Origin of the sequence: Streptomyces sp. NPDC001890 (assembly GCF_042891445.1) — a bacterium.
In the GTDB taxonomy this organism is placed as follows: Bacteria; Actinomycetota; Actinomycetes; order Streptomycetales; family Streptomycetaceae; genus Streptomyces.
In genome coordinates, this window is sequence record NZ_JBIATE010000026.1 from 43,275 (window position 1) to 58,147 (window position 14,873).

The 14,873-nt window shown below is 68.3% G+C and carries 12 protein-coding genes and 6 pseudogenes; 12 read left to right on the forward strand and 6 right to left on the reverse strand.

Annotated elements, in window-relative coordinates; translation table 11 throughout:
* Nucleotides 1–214 precede the first annotated feature (214 nt).
* Complete coding sequence (locus tag ACFYY1_RS35825) at nucleotides 215–781, forward strand: dihydrofolate reductase family protein (protein ID WP_388593118.1); 567 nt, start codon at nucleotides 215–217, stop codon at nucleotides 779–781.
* A 420-nt stretch (nucleotides 782–1,201) separates the two neighbouring features.
* On the opposite strand, the gene ACFYY1_RS35830 is transcribed toward ACFYY1_RS35825, so the two are convergent.
* Both ACFYY1_RS35830 and ACFYY1_RS35835 read right to left on the reverse strand, forming a co-directional pair.
* Complete coding sequence (locus ACFYY1_RS35830; protein WP_388593196.1) at nucleotides 1,202–1,834, reverse strand: DUF2461 family protein; 633 nt, start codon at nucleotides 1,832–1,834, stop codon at nucleotides 1,202–1,204.
* Nucleotides 1,835–1,933: 99 nt separating this feature from the next.
* Nucleotides 1,934–2,302 (reverse strand): annotated as a pseudogene (locus ACFYY1_RS35835) (alkaline phosphatase family protein); the annotation flags it as partial.
* Between ACFYY1_RS35835 and ACFYY1_RS35840 the strand changes: the two are divergent.
* Nucleotides 2,238–2,710: pseudogene (locus ACFYY1_RS35840) on the forward strand (hypothetical protein). The pseudogenes ACFYY1_RS35835 and ACFYY1_RS35840 overlap by 65 nt on opposite strands.
* A gap of 359 nt (nucleotides 2,711–3,069) precedes the next feature.
* The gene (locus ACFYY1_RS35845) at nucleotides 3,070–3,807 is read left to right on the forward strand and encodes a VOC family protein (RefSeq protein WP_388593120.1); all 738 of its coding nucleotides are present in this window, start codon (nucleotides 3,070–3,072) and stop codon (nucleotides 3,805–3,807) included.
* Nucleotides 3,808–4,002: 195 nt separating this feature from the next.
* Here ACFYY1_RS35845 and ACFYY1_RS35850 read toward each other — a convergent pair whose 3' ends face one another.
* Nucleotides 4,003–4,317: a transposase gene (locus ACFYY1_RS35850; protein WP_388593122.1), complete on the reverse strand. Its 315-nt coding sequence runs from the start codon at nucleotides 4,315–4,317 to the stop codon at nucleotides 4,003–4,005.
* A gap of 159 nt (nucleotides 4,318–4,476) precedes the next feature.
* On the opposite strand from ACFYY1_RS35850, the pseudogene ACFYY1_RS35855 reads away from it, so the two are divergent.
* From ACFYY1_RS35855 to ACFYY1_RS35875, 5 genes and pseudogenes are all read left to right on the forward strand, one after another.
* Nucleotides 4,477–4,647, forward strand: a pseudogene (locus ACFYY1_RS35855) (ATP-binding protein); the annotation flags it as partial.
* Between the two features lie 298 nt (nucleotides 4,648–4,945).
* Nucleotides 4,946–5,812 carry a helix-turn-helix transcriptional regulator gene (locus ACFYY1_RS35860; RefSeq protein WP_388593125.1) on the forward strand — a complete coding sequence of 289 codons (867 nt, stop codon included), beginning with the start codon at nucleotides 4,946–4,948 and terminating at the stop codon, nucleotides 5,810–5,812.
* A gap of 151 nt (nucleotides 5,813–5,963) precedes the next feature.
* The gene (locus tag ACFYY1_RS35865; protein WP_388593126.1) at nucleotides 5,964–6,719 is read left to right on the forward strand and encodes an SDR family NAD(P)-dependent oxidoreductase; all 756 of its coding nucleotides are present in this window, start codon (nucleotides 5,964–5,966) and stop codon (nucleotides 6,717–6,719) included.
* A gap of 187 nt (nucleotides 6,720–6,906) precedes the next feature.
* Nucleotides 6,907–8,269 (forward strand): annotated as a pseudogene (locus ACFYY1_RS35870) (NF041680 family putative transposase); the annotation flags it as partial.
* Nucleotides 8,270–8,315: 46 nt separating this feature from the next.
* A complete protein-coding gene (locus tag ACFYY1_RS35875) occupies nucleotides 8,316–8,738 on the forward strand; it encodes a hypothetical protein (RefSeq protein ID WP_388593128.1) in 423 nt (140 codons plus the stop codon).
* Between the two features lie 249 nt (nucleotides 8,739–8,987).
* Here the strand turns inward: ACFYY1_RS35875 and ACFYY1_RS35880 are convergent.
* Nucleotides 8,988–9,982, reverse strand: a pseudogene (locus ACFYY1_RS35880) (IS110 family transposase); the annotation flags it as partial.
* A 370-nt stretch (nucleotides 9,983–10,352) separates the two neighbouring features.
* Here ACFYY1_RS35880 and ACFYY1_RS35885 point away from each other — a divergent pair.
* Together ACFYY1_RS35885 and ACFYY1_RS35890 are read left to right on the forward strand one after the other, a co-directional pair.
* On the forward strand, nucleotides 10,353–11,120 hold the full coding sequence (locus tag ACFYY1_RS35885; RefSeq protein WP_388593130.1) for a transposase: 768 nt from the start codon (nucleotides 10,353–10,355) through the stop codon (nucleotides 11,118–11,120).
* A 191-nt stretch (nucleotides 11,121–11,311) separates the two neighbouring features.
* The gene (locus ACFYY1_RS35890; RefSeq protein WP_388593132.1) at nucleotides 11,312–11,455 is read left to right on the forward strand and encodes a hypothetical protein; all 144 of its coding nucleotides are present in this window, start codon (nucleotides 11,312–11,314) and stop codon (nucleotides 11,453–11,455) included.
* Nucleotides 11,456–11,526: 71 nt separating this feature from the next.
* On the opposite strand, the gene ACFYY1_RS35895 is transcribed toward ACFYY1_RS35890, so the two are convergent.
* Nucleotides 11,527–12,459, reverse strand: a complete 933-nt coding sequence (locus ACFYY1_RS35895) for a type II CAAX prenyl endopeptidase Rce1 family protein (RefSeq protein ID WP_388593134.1) — start codon at nucleotides 12,457–12,459, stop codon at nucleotides 11,527–11,529.
* An 82-nt stretch (nucleotides 12,460–12,541) separates the two neighbouring features.
* On the opposite strand from ACFYY1_RS35895, the pseudogene ACFYY1_RS35900 reads away from it, so the two are divergent.
* A pseudogene (locus ACFYY1_RS35900) lies at nucleotides 12,542–13,102 on the forward strand (transposase); the annotation flags it as partial.
* A gap of 1 nt (nucleotide 13,103) precedes the next feature.
* On the opposite strand, the gene ACFYY1_RS35905 reads toward ACFYY1_RS35900, so the two are convergent.
* Nucleotides 13,104–13,424: a hypothetical protein gene (locus ACFYY1_RS35905; RefSeq protein WP_388593137.1), complete on the reverse strand. Its 321-nt coding sequence runs from the start codon at nucleotides 13,422–13,424 to the stop codon at nucleotides 13,104–13,106.
* Nucleotides 13,425–13,635: 211 nt separating this feature from the next.
* Between ACFYY1_RS35905 and ACFYY1_RS35910 the strand changes: the two genes are divergently transcribed.
* On the forward strand, nucleotides 13,636–14,694 hold the full coding sequence (locus tag ACFYY1_RS35910) for a phosphotransferase (RefSeq protein WP_388593138.1): 1,059 nt from the start codon (nucleotides 13,636–13,638) through the stop codon (nucleotides 14,692–14,694).
* Nucleotides 14,695–14,873: the final 179 nt, after the last annotated feature.

A 14,873-nucleotide genomic window follows, 5' to 3' on the forward strand; every position in this document is an offset into this window, starting at 1 on the left:
CACCCGTCCCGTGATCAGTCTCAGATCCGTGGCATCTCCTCGCGAGGGCGCGGGCGACGGCGAGGTCGAGATCAGACGGCTTGCTCGTGTCGGTCGAGTACACCACGCTGAGCCCCGAGCACGAGGACTACCGGCGAGCCCGGATCGCGCACCGATGAGTTTCCCGCGCCGCGCTGGTCCACACGTCGGACACCCACGGACGGAAGGCTGGGCCATGAGGAAACTGATCTACGGCATGAACCTGACTCTGGACGGCTACATCGCCGCGGCCGGCGACGACATCGGCTGGAGCGGACCGCCGAGCGACGAGCTGTTCCAGTGGTGGCTCGACCACGAGCAGGCGAGTGGCCTGTCGCTGTACGGGCGCAAGCTGTGGGAGACGATGAGCTCCTACTGGCCGACCGGTGACCAGCAGCCCGACGCCACCCCGGCGGAGATCGAGTTCGCGCGGAACTGGCGGGACACGCCGAAGGTGGTGTTCTCCTCGACGATCGACAAGGTCGGCTGGAACACCCGCCTGGTCACCGGCGACGCGATCGCCGAGATCACCCGGCTCAAGGCCGAGGACGGCGGCCCGATGAACATCGGCGGCGCAACGCTCGCCGGGGCGGCCATGCGTGCCGGGCTGATCGACGAGTACGCGATCGCCGCCCATCCGGTCCTGGTCGGCAGCGGCACGCCGTTCTTCACCGCGCTGGACAGCTGGGTGAACCTGAACCTGGTGGAGACGCGGACGATTCCCGGCGGCGTGGTCCTGACCAGGTACGAGACGAGGCGCTGAGCAGGTTCCCGCTGTCTCACGGCTTGGATGGGTGCTTCCTCTCGCCGTCACAGCGATCTCCAATCGACCGTGCGAAGGCTCATGTGAGCCCATGCGGGCCGCAGGATGTCCTCGGGCAGCGTTTTGAGGACAGCGTCGAGACGTAGCGCTTCGGTATCGGTGAGTGGTCCTGCCTGCATGACCGTCGCCTGGTTATGTGGTGGGACGAAGCGGTGACCGTCTGGCCAGCACACATAGGCTGCACCTACTTGCCCGCCTGTGCAGGGGCCGTCCAGAACCAAGCGCACACCGGTCCGGGTATGAAGGGCGTCGACCGTCCGGGCGGCATCGAGCCGCTCAGCACACGCCCAACTCCGAGGTGGAGAGTCACTGGGCCGACCATCGCTGCCCGCCTCGCAGCCGTCAGTGGCCGAGGTGATGTCATTCGGCGCTCTTCACGTGGCGGACCAGCCACATCAGCAGGGCGTCCAGGTCAGCGGCGGCCGAGAGGACCCGGTCGACTGCCTCGGGGGTGTGCAGCCACTCCACGCAGCCGAGGGGACGGGCGGCGATCAGCGAACGGTGGCGCAGCAGGTTCGTACGGGGGTGGTCCGTCGGATAGCCGCGCGGCAGGCGTTTCATCACGTCCCCGGAGATGTCGTAGCCCATCTTCCGCACGTCCTCGACGATGGCGCACAGTTCACGGCCGCTCCCCTCGGAGGCCACGGCTTTGCGGAACATGTCCACCTGGCCGGGATCGGGGTACCACCAGGCGCCCTGGATCCGCAGGCCGTCCAGGGAGAACCGGAGGCCGATCTCGATCTTGCGGCCGAGTCGGATCACCGCGCCCTGGTGCTGCCACCACCAGGAGTTGGTGCGGTAGTGCCAGACGGAGAAGTCCTCGTACCGGGGGTCGGCGTCCGCGACCTCGTTCAGCAGGGCGATCATCGGCTGCCGGACCAGGCGTTCGCGATCCGCGCGGTAGCGCTCGCGGGTCGCGCGGGTCGGTTCGCCCTGAAGCTGCCACAACACGTCCATGGCCTGTTCCGGCCAGCCGGTGAACTGTCCACGCATGCGCGGAGGATAGCTGACCCGCGATCCGCGTGCGGAGAGCGGGACGGGCAGGGAGGCATGACCCCAGACGATGTGGGAGGTGCTGCGGCAGGGCTCGGTGCTTGCTCCGGGCTCGGTACGGGTGGCGATCACCGCGGTGTCGACGTGGGCCACTGCTGTCACGTCGCCGATGCGGTGAAGGACGCGGTCTTCGACCACTGGGCCGAACCAGCCTGCTTTGATGGCTTCTTCTCCCGAAGCGATCCACATGTGGTCGCCCAGTGTCTCCCGCCAGGTGGCGAGGACATCGGTGGAGGCGCCCGGTTCGGTGTATACGTGGCGGGCGCGTGCTTCGCCTCCGAGCGGTGCGACTCCTGCTTGCAGGTCCCATTCGTGGTCGAAATCGATCCGGTCCTGGGGGGCGATGTCGACCATGCCGTGGTCGGAGGTGATGTACAGGGCCGAGCGGGGCGGCAGGCGATTGGCGATCGCCCGCAGGCGGGTCGGCACAGCGCTGGCTCCGGACGACGGCGACACCGCCGACACGGAGACCACCCCGGATCCGCGGGACGCGGGCGTGCCGTCGGCGCCCCGGGATTCGGCGACGCCGAGGTCGCAGGTGCCGGTGTGGTGTGAGGGGCTGGCCTGGTCCGGTGCTGTTGGTGGACTACCAGCGCATCCTGCAGGCACTCGCGGACCGGATCCGGCTCGGTCAAGGGCCGCTGACCTGCCAGGAGATGGCCGCCGTGTTCGGCATGGACGTGGTGCCGACGCGGGTGGAGGCACTGCGGTCGTAGGCGAAATGCCTGGTCGCGCGGGGCTGGCTGGCTGGCCGAGCAGCAGCCGGGCCGGTTCACGCTCGCACAGGATGTGGCTGATGAGGATCTCGGAAATTAGCCAAGGCTACTCGTCGCCCCACTTGGTCCGGTTGGTCCGGCGTTCAGCAGACTGGGGAGCTTAAGCGAGCGTCGCGCACGTCGTCGCCGGGACCGCCCACCCGTGGACTGTGCGGGCCGAGCTGACCGGTCAGGGGCGCGGGGCTTGAGCAGCATCCGCTCGGCCAGTGACGTGAGCGCCCCGCCGGAGTTCGGGCTCCGTGCCACTGGCCGGTCGAATGCAGGCAGCGCGGTCGAACCTCGCCTTCGCCAGCGAGGACTTGCACAGTCTCTACGAGGGCGACCACGGTCGGTACCGGGTCGAGCACATTTCTGATCCCGGCGGCCAGCAGGCCAGCGGCAGCTTCTAAGATCTGCTGCGTGGCAACACGACTTGTGCAGATCAATATGAAGGCCCAGGACGACTCCGTGCTCGGCCGGTTCTGGGCGGAGGCACTCGGCTGGGGTGTCGACAGCGAGGGCCCCGGCGTGACCAACCTCGAACCCGTGGGGTTCGCCTACCCCGACCCTGCGGCCGTCTGCATCGACATCGTCGCCCGCCCGGAACCCAAAACGGTCAAGAACCGGGTGCACCTTGATCTGGCCACCACCTCGACCGCCCATCAGGCGGAGTTGGTCGCACGCCTGAAGGATCTCGGCGCGACGCTCGCCGACATGGGTCAGGGCAACGTCCCCTGGACGGTCATGGCCGACCCGGAGGGCAACGAGTTCTGCGTCCTGGAGCCCCGCCCGATCTACCGGAACACCGGGCCGATCGCCGCGGTGGTGGTCGGCTGCACCGACCCACGAGAGATGGCCCGGTTCTGGGGCGAGGCGATGGACTGGACGCTGCACGAGGTCACCGACGACCACGCGACCATGCGCTCCGCCAAAGGCGTCGGCCCCTACCTGGAATTCCTCCGCAGCCCCGACACCAAGAGCGTGTGGAACCGCGTCCACCTCGACGTCTGCCCCTACCCCGGTGACGACCTGGCATCGGAGGCAGCCCGATTGCGCGCCCTGGGAGCCACCGACCTGGTTATCGACCATTCCGCCATCTCCTGGACGGTTCTGGCCGACCCGGAGGGCAACGAGTTCTGCGTCCTCACCCCTCGCTGACGACACCACCCGCTGGCCCTCGGCCACCATGAACACTCCGCTCGCCCCCGGAGCGGGCTGTCCATCGGGCGGCCGTCCCTGTGACGCCCGGTCAGGTCAGGCACGGCTGGGGAGATCCATCGAGCACGTTGGGTAACTCCCGTTCAAGGGTGGCCGTATTCAACGAGCCTCATCATGGCCGGGCCGGACGGCGGGTCATGAGCAGGTCATCGACCAGTAGACCATCGCCTCGGCACTGGTGGTGCGGCGCTCGAAGTCGCGCACCAGGCGGCGGGTGCCATCAGCCCAGACAAGGGCCAGCCGGTGGTGCGCGTCGGCCACCTGCTCAAGCAGGACCTGGGCGGCGGCAGGGTCACCGGCGTCCGCGGCAGTGACCATCACCCCCAGCGGCAGACCGCGCGTGTCGACCACGACGTGCCGCATGCGCCCATTGATCAGCTTGCCGCCGTCGAAGCCACTGCTGTCGGAGCCGACGACTGCGTCCGCCTTGACTGACTGCGAGTCGATCACGTCGGCTGTCGGATCCGTGTCCCGCCCCTCTCTCTCGCGGATCCTCGATCGCAGCCGATCGTGGAACTCCTGGACCAGCATGTGGTCGCGCCGACGGCGGAAGAACGCGTATATCCGGTCCCACGGCAGGAAGTCGGCAGGCCTGGCCCGCCACCTGATGCCGAAGTCAAGTCGTTCAGCGACTGGACCAAGACGTCCACCGACCCCCGCCTCTGCGCGGCCATCGTCGACCGGCTGACCTTCAACGGCACCACCATCGAGACCGGCACTGACCCTTACCGCCTCGCCAGCACTCGGGCCCGAGTTGAGGAGCCCGCCAAGGCCGGCTGACGCCTGCCACCGCCTGTCTCAACGGCCTGCCGCCCTGACGGGCGGCGGACCGGCCCGCATTCGCGGGCAGTGCTGCCCTGCCGCGGGATTCGTGTGGACGGTCAGGTGATTCCCCACCGACTTGGTCACGTGATTCCCCAGGTGCTCGCGAACTGTGCCCACTGGGGAGAGGTTCTGGAGCAGCCCAGCTGAGTCCGACGTCCGTCGGTCGGCCCGTGCGGTGCGCTGCTGTGGCGAAGCAGGTCGCATCCGGGCCGGCCGATGATCTGCTCGTCGGGGCGGGACCTACCCTGGCTCCATGGAGATCGCCAAGCTGTCCGCCGCGGCGCGGGCCCGACGGAGCGCCGAGATGCGGGAGTTTCTGCGGTCGCGGCGGGCTCGGGTAACCCCGGCCGATGCCGGCATGGCGGTCGGTGACGTGCGCGGGCGGCGCACGCCCGGGCTGCGTCGCGAGGAGGTCGCGGTGCTCGCCGGTGTGGGGGTGTCCTGGTACACGTGGCTGGAGCAGGGCCGGGAGATCAACGTTTCCGCGGACGTGCTGGATGCGATCGCCCGGGTGCTGCGGATGAACGGTGCCGAGCGTGAACACCTCTATCTTCTGGCCGGGTTGAACCCTCCGCAGGCGCCCGCGAACTCCGGCCGTCGGGTGCCGGACGAGCTGCGCCGGGTGATCGACTCCTGGCTGCCCCACCCCGCCTATCTGATCGACCGGCACTGGAATCTGGTGGCCGTCAACCGCGCGGCGGAGCTGGCCTTCGGCTACCACGAGCACGACCGCAACTGCCTGGTGACCTTCTTCACCGGCGCCCTCTATCGGTCCTCGCTGGTGCACTGGCGGGACGCCGCGCAGGTGATCGTCGGCCAGTTCCGGGCGGACGCCGCACGCTACCCGGACGATGTCGAGTTCGGCCGGCTCGCGGCGGACATGTGTGCCGCCAGCCCGGAGTTCGCCGAGATCTGGGCCGAGCACCGCATCTGCGATGCCACGTCCGGCAGCAAGGCCGTCGCCCACCCGAAGGCCGGCGAGCTCGTCTTCGACTACACCGCCTTGACCCTGCCCGAACTCCCCGGCCACCGCCTGATGCTGCACACCCCGGCGACGGGCACGCAGTCGCAGGAACGGCTGACCGCCCTGTTGGGGGCCGCTGTCCCGCAGCTCGACTGACCGCCCGCCCCTGGGCGCAGCTGACCGGACGATGCCCGAGACGCACCGGTGCGGCGATGCTCCGTCGACCGCTGACCGTGAAGGTGGTGGTGGCAGACCCATGTTCGTCCCGCACTGCTGATCCTCGGCTGCCCGGCGGAGGATCATCCGCATGAAGCGACTCAGCAACCGAACAGTCCTGATCACCGGCGGCACCTCCGGCATGGGCCTGGCCACCGCCCGACGCCTGCTCGACGAGGGAGCCTACGTCGCCATCACCGGACGCGATGAGTCCCGGCTGGCCAAGGCGGCCGCCGCCCTTGACGCAGGGGACCGCCTGCTGACTGTGCGTGCGGACGCCTCGAACCTGACCGACCTGGAGGTCCTGATGCGCCGCATCGAGACCTGGCGCGGCAGTCTGGACGCCGTCTTTGCCAATGCCGGTACGGGCGTCTTCAAGCCCAGCGCCGACGTCACGGAAGCCGACTTCGACCACTTGACCGACGTGAACTTCAAAGGCGTGTTCTTCACCGTCCAAAAGGCCCTGCCGCTGTTGAAAGAGGGCGGCGCGATCGTCCTGAACGCCTCCTGGACGCTGTATCGCGGACTGCCGGTCGCTTCCGTTTACTCGGCGACCAAGGCTGCTGTCCACAATCTGGCCCGAACCCTCGGCTCCGACCTGGCCCCGCGCGGCATCCGCGTCAACTCCGTCAGCCCCGGCTACATCGACACCGAGATGTACCGCGGCACCAACGTCGACCCCGAGGCCGACGCGCGCAACGCCGCGCAGGTGCCGCTCGGCACCGTCGGTCACGCCGATGAGGTCGCCGCCGCCGTGGCCTTCCTCGCCTCCGACGACGCCTCCTACATCACCGGTCAGGACCTGGTGATCGACGGCGGCCTGGTCGGCTCCGTGCCCAGCCACTGACGCCACGAGGTGCCACCGCCCGCCGCAGGAGCACCGCACCCCAGGAGCGAGCTATTTGGTCGAAGGGTTCGGCGGGGTCCTTCGGCCTCTCGTCGGGCCCCCGCCGTCCGCCCAGAGGGTGGGCGTGTCGACAGCGCAACGAACATGCGTGCCGGGCGTCGCAGCGCAGACGGGACGACTTCTTCGCCTGCCTGTGCGCGGGGACACGCTGTTCGAGCTGACCGACGCGTTGCTGTGCGCGGACGCCCCGGTGACCACGCCGGTGGACCTCACGCTGACGGCCGAACACCAGCGCGGGCACGGTGCGATGTACGACGCGCTGAACAGCGGGGACGTGGATGTGCCGCGGCCACGGCGGGTGCTGGTCGGGCTGCCGCAGCCCGAGGCCGCCGACGGCGCCTGGTCCTGGCGGTGGACGTCACCCACTGACTCCGGCCGTACGCACCGACTGGCCGGGACCGCTTGTTCTGCCACGTCTACGGGCGCAGCGGCCGGTCCTCGGACCAGTTCGTGCCCGGCCGCCCCTACTCGTTCGTCGCCGCGCTGGAGCCGGGCCGGACCTCGTGGGGCTCCTGGACGCGCTGTGGCTGGGGCCGGCGGACGAAGTCGCCGAGGCCACCGCTACCCAGGTCCGCCCGGTGGTTGAGGACCTCATCGACATGCGCCGTCAGCAGGCGCGTGGCCGCGGCATCCTGGTCGTATTCGACGCCGGCTACGACGCACCGCGCATGGCCCATCTGCTGGAAGGACTGCCGGTGGAGGTGTTGGGGTGGATGCGCACGGACCGAGTGACGCGCAAGCCCGTCCCGGCCCTCCTGGATCTCGCCGCTGAAGGGCAGGCGCCCACCGAAGCACGGCAAGGAGTTCCGCTTTGCCGAGCCCGACACCTGGGGTGAGCCTGATGCCGAGACCATGCAGGTCACCGACCGTTACGGCACCGCTCGTGCGATGGCCTGGGACCGCTTCCGTCCTCGGCTGACCACCCGCTCCGCGTGGATCGACCACACCGGCGAACTCCCCGTCATCGAAGGGACGTTGATCCGCCTGGAGGTCGACCACCTGCCCGGCGGTCACGCCCCGCTCCCCGTCTGGCTGTGGTCGTCGGCGACCGGCCTGGCGGACGAGGCCGTCGACCTGCGCCGGCAGGCGTTCCTGCGCGGATTCGACCCGGAGCACACCGTCCGGATGATCAAGCAGACGCCGGGCTGGACCCGCCCGAAGCTCCGCACCCCGGAGGCAGCGGACCGGTGGACCTGGCTGGTCATCGCGGCCCACACCCGACTCCGCCTCGCCCGGCCGCCGACCGCTGGCCTCCGCCGCCCCTGGGAGAAGCCGGCCGAGCCCGGCCGGCTCACACCCGCCCGGGTCCGCCGGGGTTCGGGAACCTCCGCCCGACCCTGCACTGCCCGGCCCATGCGCCGAAACCATCGCGGCCAGGCACCAGTCGCCCGCTCTGCCCGAAGAACAAGCATCCCGCCACCCGCTATGACGTGGGCAAGACCGTCAGACGCCCGGGCACCCTGATCGAACGTGATCAAGCCCGGCCGTGAGGCCGTGATCTGGGTCTGTCAGTGGCGCCGGGCAGAATGCACTCCCGTGAGCCTCCACTACGAAGTCGTCTTCACGTGCTTCCTCCGGGACGACACGCCCGACACGGTCCTGGCGGCCCTGCGATGGCACCTCGGCCTGGTCCCCGAGCGTCCAGCAGAGCTCGACGCGGAGGAGCACTCGTATCCACTGCTCTCCCAGGATCCGGACAGTCGCCTGCCAGGAGGCGATTTCGTGTCCCTACGACGCCAGTCCCGAGGCTTCACGCCCGGTGGTGAGCTCCATGCATGGGGACTGTTCAGCCGAAACCTCTGGCTCGACGACATGATGGGTGACCTCTACACCGTCCTGGACCTGCTCGCACCCCACGTCGAAGAACCTGGCTACAGCGGGTACTTCCGGGAGGAGTTCGACACCGAGCCCACCGTCTTCACATTCCGAGACGGCACCCTCGGGCCACTGAAGCTCTGAATCCAGATCAGTCCCTGAACGCCGAAAGGGTTAAAGAACTTCCCAATAGAGATGTCAAGCCGCCAGCGTGACTGATGGTGCGGGTTGGTAGCACGCTCCGTCGCGGAGCATGGCCCAGAGAACGTTGGCCCGGCGGCGTGCGAGAGAGAGCACTGCTTGCTTGTGACCCTTCCCCTCGTCGCGCTTGCGTTGGTAGTACGTCCGCGACGCGGCGCATGTCCTGAGGCTGGCCATGGAGGAGAGGTAGAAGGCCCGCAGCAGCCCATGGTGGTAGCGGCGGGGGCGCCGCATATTGCCGCTGACGCGCCCGGAATCTCGTGGCACGGGGGCCAGGCCGCGAAGCCGGCCAGGCGGTCTGGTGTGCTGAACGCGTCCATGTCGCCGCCGGTCGCGGCGATGAACTCGGCGCCGAGCAGGGCGCCCATCCCGGGCAGGCTGCGGATCACCTCGGCGTGCGGATGTTCGCGGAACCGTGCCTCGATGAGCGCGTCGAGCTCGGCGATCTCCTCGTCGAGGGCAATGACCCCCTTCGCGAGACGGGCCACCATGGCGGCGGCCAGCTTCTCGCCCGGCAGAGACGTCTGCTGGCCAACGGCAGCTTCGATGGCTGAGGCGGCGATGGCTGCGGCATTCTTGACCTTGCGGTTCCTCAGCCACGTCTCGACGCGCTTCGCGCCGCTGCGACGGAACGCGGCCGGGGTCTGGTAGCCGGTCAGCAGCAGGACCGGGCCCCTGTTCGTCAGCACAAGAGTCCGTTCCAACGCCGGGAAGAACTCCAGGAGTTGAGCGCGGAGTCGGTTGATCTGCCGGGTGCGGTCGCAGACGAGGTCGGTTCGGCGCACGGTCAGGGTGCGCAGGTCGACGGCGATCTCGCCGCCGGGCCGCAGCAGGCCGAGGTCGTTGCGCATCCGGGCCTGGTCGGCGATGACGAAGGCGTCCTTGGCGTCGGTCTTGCCCTGGCCGCGGTAGCCGGCAGATGCCTGGTGGACCGCCAGGCCGGTGAGGTAGGTCATCGGCTGGCCGTGGCTCAGGAGCAACCCGATCAGCAGGGCCGCGCCGCCGTGGTTGATGTCCACCGCCCACAGGATGTCCTCGGAGAGGGCGAGTACATCGCCAATGAGCTCCAGCAGGACCGTCTCGTCGTTCAGGACCCGGCGTGACAGGAGTCGCTTGCCCTGGGCATCGATCACCACGCAGTGGTGATGCTCCTTGCCGATGTCCACTCCGGCCCATATCTGGGGCATGGCCACCTCCGCCAGCTCGTCGTCTCACATTGGTCCCAGCAGACGACCTCGCCGGCGTTGTCCTACGAAGCGATCAAGTCGCGTATCCCAATCAGCGGTCGAGTCGTCGCGGGGCTCCGGGCGACCAAGTTCTTTGAGCCATCAAGCGGCGACAAGCTCACAGCCATACCCGGAACCCCTGGGCTTCCCCGATCCTACGAATGATCAGATCCGACCCGCTTGAAAGGTAGGACAAGCTGAGCTTGTCGTTTATGGTCCGGCGTCGAACGCGGCTCGAACCTGATCGGCATGTCCGCAGTTCAGCGGACGTGAAGGCGGCCTTCATCTGATCCGTGGTACGTCACAGAGGCGTAGGAACAGCGCGAAGGCCGTGATCGTGAGTTTGGCGCATCAGAACGTCCTGACGAACGCGTTCGCGGAAGTGTCACGCTTCCGGTCGGAGCTGTATGCGTGTCCGACTGCGCGGGAGGACGCGTTGTTCGAGTTGTGCGACGCGCTGCTGTGCACGAACGGGCCGGTGCGGACGTTGGCCGATCTCGCGCTCACGCCCGAACACCACAGTGGTCACGGGGTTCTGTACGGCGGGCTCAACCAGAATCGGATCAATGTTGCTCGGCTGCGTCGCGCCTTGGCCGGGGCGCCGTTACCGAGGGCGGCGGACGGTCTGCTGCTGTTGGCCGTGGATGTCTCGCCGTGGCTGCGGCCGAATGCCAACACCTGTGCTACTGATCACGCATCTTGTCGCGCATTCGGCCGGGAGGAGGGTAAGCATCAGATGGTGCCCGGCCGGCCATACTCGGTGGTGGCCGCGCTGGAGACGGGCCGCACTTCTTGGACGGCGGTGCTGGACGCGGTCCGCCTGGAGCCCGGCGCCGATACCGCTGCCGTCACCATGGTCCAGATCCGCGGGGTTGTCGAGCGGCTCGTGGCCGCCGGCCAGCGACGGGGTGAACAAGCCGGTCTGGCTGGGGTGGTCAGGCACGGGCGCCACGGAGGCGCGACGTCGACCGCTGCCGGCATTCGTTCCTTCGGCGCTTCGACATCGAGCACACGTTTCGCCTGTTCAAGCAGACCCTCGGCTGGACCAAGGCCCGGCTTCGCGGTTCGGATGCGGCCGACCGGTGGACTTGGCTGGTGATCGCTGTCCGGCGGCCCTGGGAGAAGCCAGCCGAGCCGAACGAACTCACACCCGCTCGCGTCCGCAGGAGGTTCAGGAACCTGCACCGAAGACCGGGGCTCCAGCCAGTGCACCGAAACCGTCCCGACTCGGACCAGGCAGGCCGCCAGGCTCGAAGAACTACTCCTGGCAGACATGGCTGGTGCGGCTGCGTGGCATTCGCTGTTCTGTCCCTCGTCTGGTTCATCGCCACCCCGTTTCTGCCGGAGCGGGTGTTCTGGTTCCCGTTCTGGCTGGGAACCGTGATGTGGAACGGAACGGACGGCCAAGGCGGCATCAGCCACTTGTTCGACTAGCGGTAGCGACGATCAGAGCAACGGCCCGCCCGGGGCGTCCGCCGACAAGTCGAGAACGTTGAACGACACGCTTACAGTTTGCGGATCGATGCGGGGTGAGGGACGGTTCGGGCCGTGTAGAAGGATGGCTGAAGTCGGCCGGTCAGCGTCAGGAAGGCGACGAATGCGCCTGTGGCGATCCAGCCGGGCCATCCCGCCATGCTCATGTGCAGGGGATCCAGGGCTGCCTTGGAATCGGCGAACTCCGTGACCACGGCGACACTCACCGAACTCACGAACGCATGCCCGATGACGGCGGGTACGACCGAGCCGGAGCGCAGACGCAGCCACGTGAAGACCGGCAGAATGAGGAGGCAACTCACCAGCATGGCGGGCACTGACACATACCAGGGCCGACCTGGATACTGGCCGCCCATCAGCAGCGTGGGCAGGTGCCACAGGGCAAAGGCCGCGCCGGTGATTGCGTACGCCCGTATCAGGCTCTGGCGGTCACCGTTCTGTGCGAGGCGCGGAAAGAGGTAGCCCTGCCAGCCCAGTTCCTCGCCGAAGAACAGCGGAAGCGACACCAGCATGTTCAGCACCGCTGCGGCCGCCCACGAATCGAGCCCGTTCCAGTGCACTCCACCGAACGGGTAGCGGCCGGCGAAGGTGCCGATGACAAGAGCAGCCGTGGTGAGGCCGGCGGGGACGACGAAAGCCATCAGGCACGCCCGAGCAGCACGCCCCCAGGGCTTCGTCCAGCGCAGGGCGAGAGTGTCCCGCACCCGGCCGCTGTGCTCGACCCAGCGGACGACGAGGATTGCGGCGAGGGCAGGCGCCAACATCGCGGCCGCGATGCACACCTGCTCCAGTGCACCAGTCTCCTCGCGTGCGTCACCGCGCCGGTAACCGCTGGCCAGGAGCGGTGACATGGCCGCCCACATGCCGATGTAAGCGACACCGAGGAAGATGAACAGACCACGTCGCCTGTTGCCGAGCGGTAAGTGCCTGGTTGAAAGCGTCATGACGTGAAACCTACGGATCGGCGCAGCAGCAAGGAATCCAGCTAGAGCGCATATCGGCAGTGGAGCTGACTCCCCTTCCTGCAACGGACTCCTGCAACGACTGGTCCGGAAGGCCGAAGGCCGCGATGCCGAGCCCAGCGCCTGCATCCTCGACGCCCAGAGCATCAGAACCTCAGCCAACGTTCCCGCCGCCGGGCAGGGCATCGACGCGGGCAGGAAGATCGCAGGTCGCAAACGCCACATCGGCGTCGACACCGCCGGACTCCTCTTGGCCGTACTGGTCACCGCCGCCAGCGTCTCCGACAACGCCGGAAGCATCCACCTGCTCTCGAACATTGCCGAAGGCCACCCCCGCGTCACAAAGGCATGGGCCGACACTGGCTACCGCACCAAAGTCATCGACCATGGCGCCACCCTCGGTATCGATGTCGAAGTCACCCGCCGCGAACCCGCCCAGAAGGGCTTCAAGGTGATTCCGCGACGCTGGGCCGTCGAGAGGACCTTCGGCTGGCTCATGCACCACCGCCGCCTCGCTCGCGACTACGAAACCCACCGCTCCGAAGCCATGATCAAGGTTGCCATGGTCGACCTCATGAGCCGACGGCTTACCCATGAGTCCACGCCGAACCGGCGCGACTCCTGAGTCAGGAGGCAGAACCCCGAGCGGGGCAGTTCCAGTCGGCCGAGTCGATCGTGTTCTCCTCCGTGTCACTGAGGTGAAAGCAGTTGCCATTGACCCACACCGTGACCGATTCGGGTCGATGGTCCACCTGGAATGGTTCGTCCCCACGCAGAGTCCCAGACCATGAACCATCCGCCGCAGGCGAGTGGGTGACAGCGACCCACGTCTGCTTCGGAAGCATCTGGTGCGTCTCCGCCCAGGGCTCCACGGTCAGCTCCAGCGCGGCCTCACCGCCATTGCTGATCAGCAGCCGCGCTGTTCCCACACTGTCCATTTCCAGCATCTCTCCTTGCCTCTACGGACGATCCCGCACGCAGCCTCAGACCCTACGCACCCACACGACCCGATCACCACAGACGCACGACCACCTGAAGCCGCCTCACCGCCTGAGTTATCAAACAGCCCAGCCGGGACGAAACGCTCTTTCAGACACGTCCCAGGAGGACTTGGCGGGGCCAGGTCACTCGCGCGCGTGCGAAGCTACGCTCGTCGGCATGCTGAACCGTGTTCCGCTCAATGCGGCGCTCCTCTCCAATGTGGGCACCCCCAAGCAGACCGAACTCCTGGAAAGCAGTCCGCGGTCACGTGTGTGGCGGGTGTGGCTGGCCGACCGGCGGCTGGTGATCGTCAAGCAGATCACCGACGGCGGCGACACAAGTGCCGACGCGAACACGCGCTTCGCGCGGGAGGTCGCCGGGCTGCGCCTGGCGGGGCGGGCCTCCGGGTCCGCCGTGGCCCCCGCAGTGCTCGCCACGGACCTTTCCTCGCGGGTGATGGTCCTTGAGCACTTGGACGACCTCGGCAAGACGGACGACTGGATGCCGGGGTACGCCGAGGCGCTCGCCCGGCTGCACGCCCTGACCAGGCCCGCCGACGCGGGCGCACTACCGGTCTGGTCGGGGCCTACGGCCACTGACGCGGAGTCCTTCCTCGCCCTGGCCAGGGCGCTCGACGTGCCCGTACCCTCCACGGTTCCCAATGAACTCGCCGGTCTCCTGCAGCGGTTGGACCCCACCCCGCACCATGCGCTGCTGCACGGCGACCCCTGCCCCGGCAATGATCTGCGCACCGCCGACGGCGTCCGCTTCGTCGACTTCGAGCGGGCCTCGCTCGGCAACGGTCTGGTCGAACTCGCCTACTTCCGCATCGGCTTCCCCACCTGCTGGTGTGCCATGTCGGTCACCGCGGCTCCGCTCACGGAGGTCGAGAACATCTACCGGAGCACCTGGCGCGGCCTCACCGGGAAGGACGTGCCTGGTGACCTCGCCGACGCGTGCGCAGGCTGGCTGATCCAGGGCGACGCGCTCGTCGAGCGGGCCCACCGCGGGACGGTCGACCAGCTCGCCCGCGTGCCAGCCGAGGACTTCGAGTGGGGCTACATCTCCGCCCGTGAGCGGCTCGTCCACCGCCTGGGCGTGGTCGCCGACATGACCCGCGACCACGATCACCTGCACGCCGTCGGCCGCCTCAGCTCCGCCCTGGCCGGCCGCCTGCTCGAACGCTGGCCGAAACTGCGTCCGCTGCCGACGCATGACACCCGCCCTTGGTACTAGGCACTGTTCCCGGATCTCCTGACCTGAGTGGGGTGTTGGGGCAGGCCGGCTTTATGGGCCGTGGGGATTTGACGCATGCGGAGACGGAAGACCGGATTCGCCCGCGATGGCCTTGTCCACAAGTACTGTCTCTGGACACAACTTCTGTGACGCCATCACCGTCCTTCACGACAACAGGA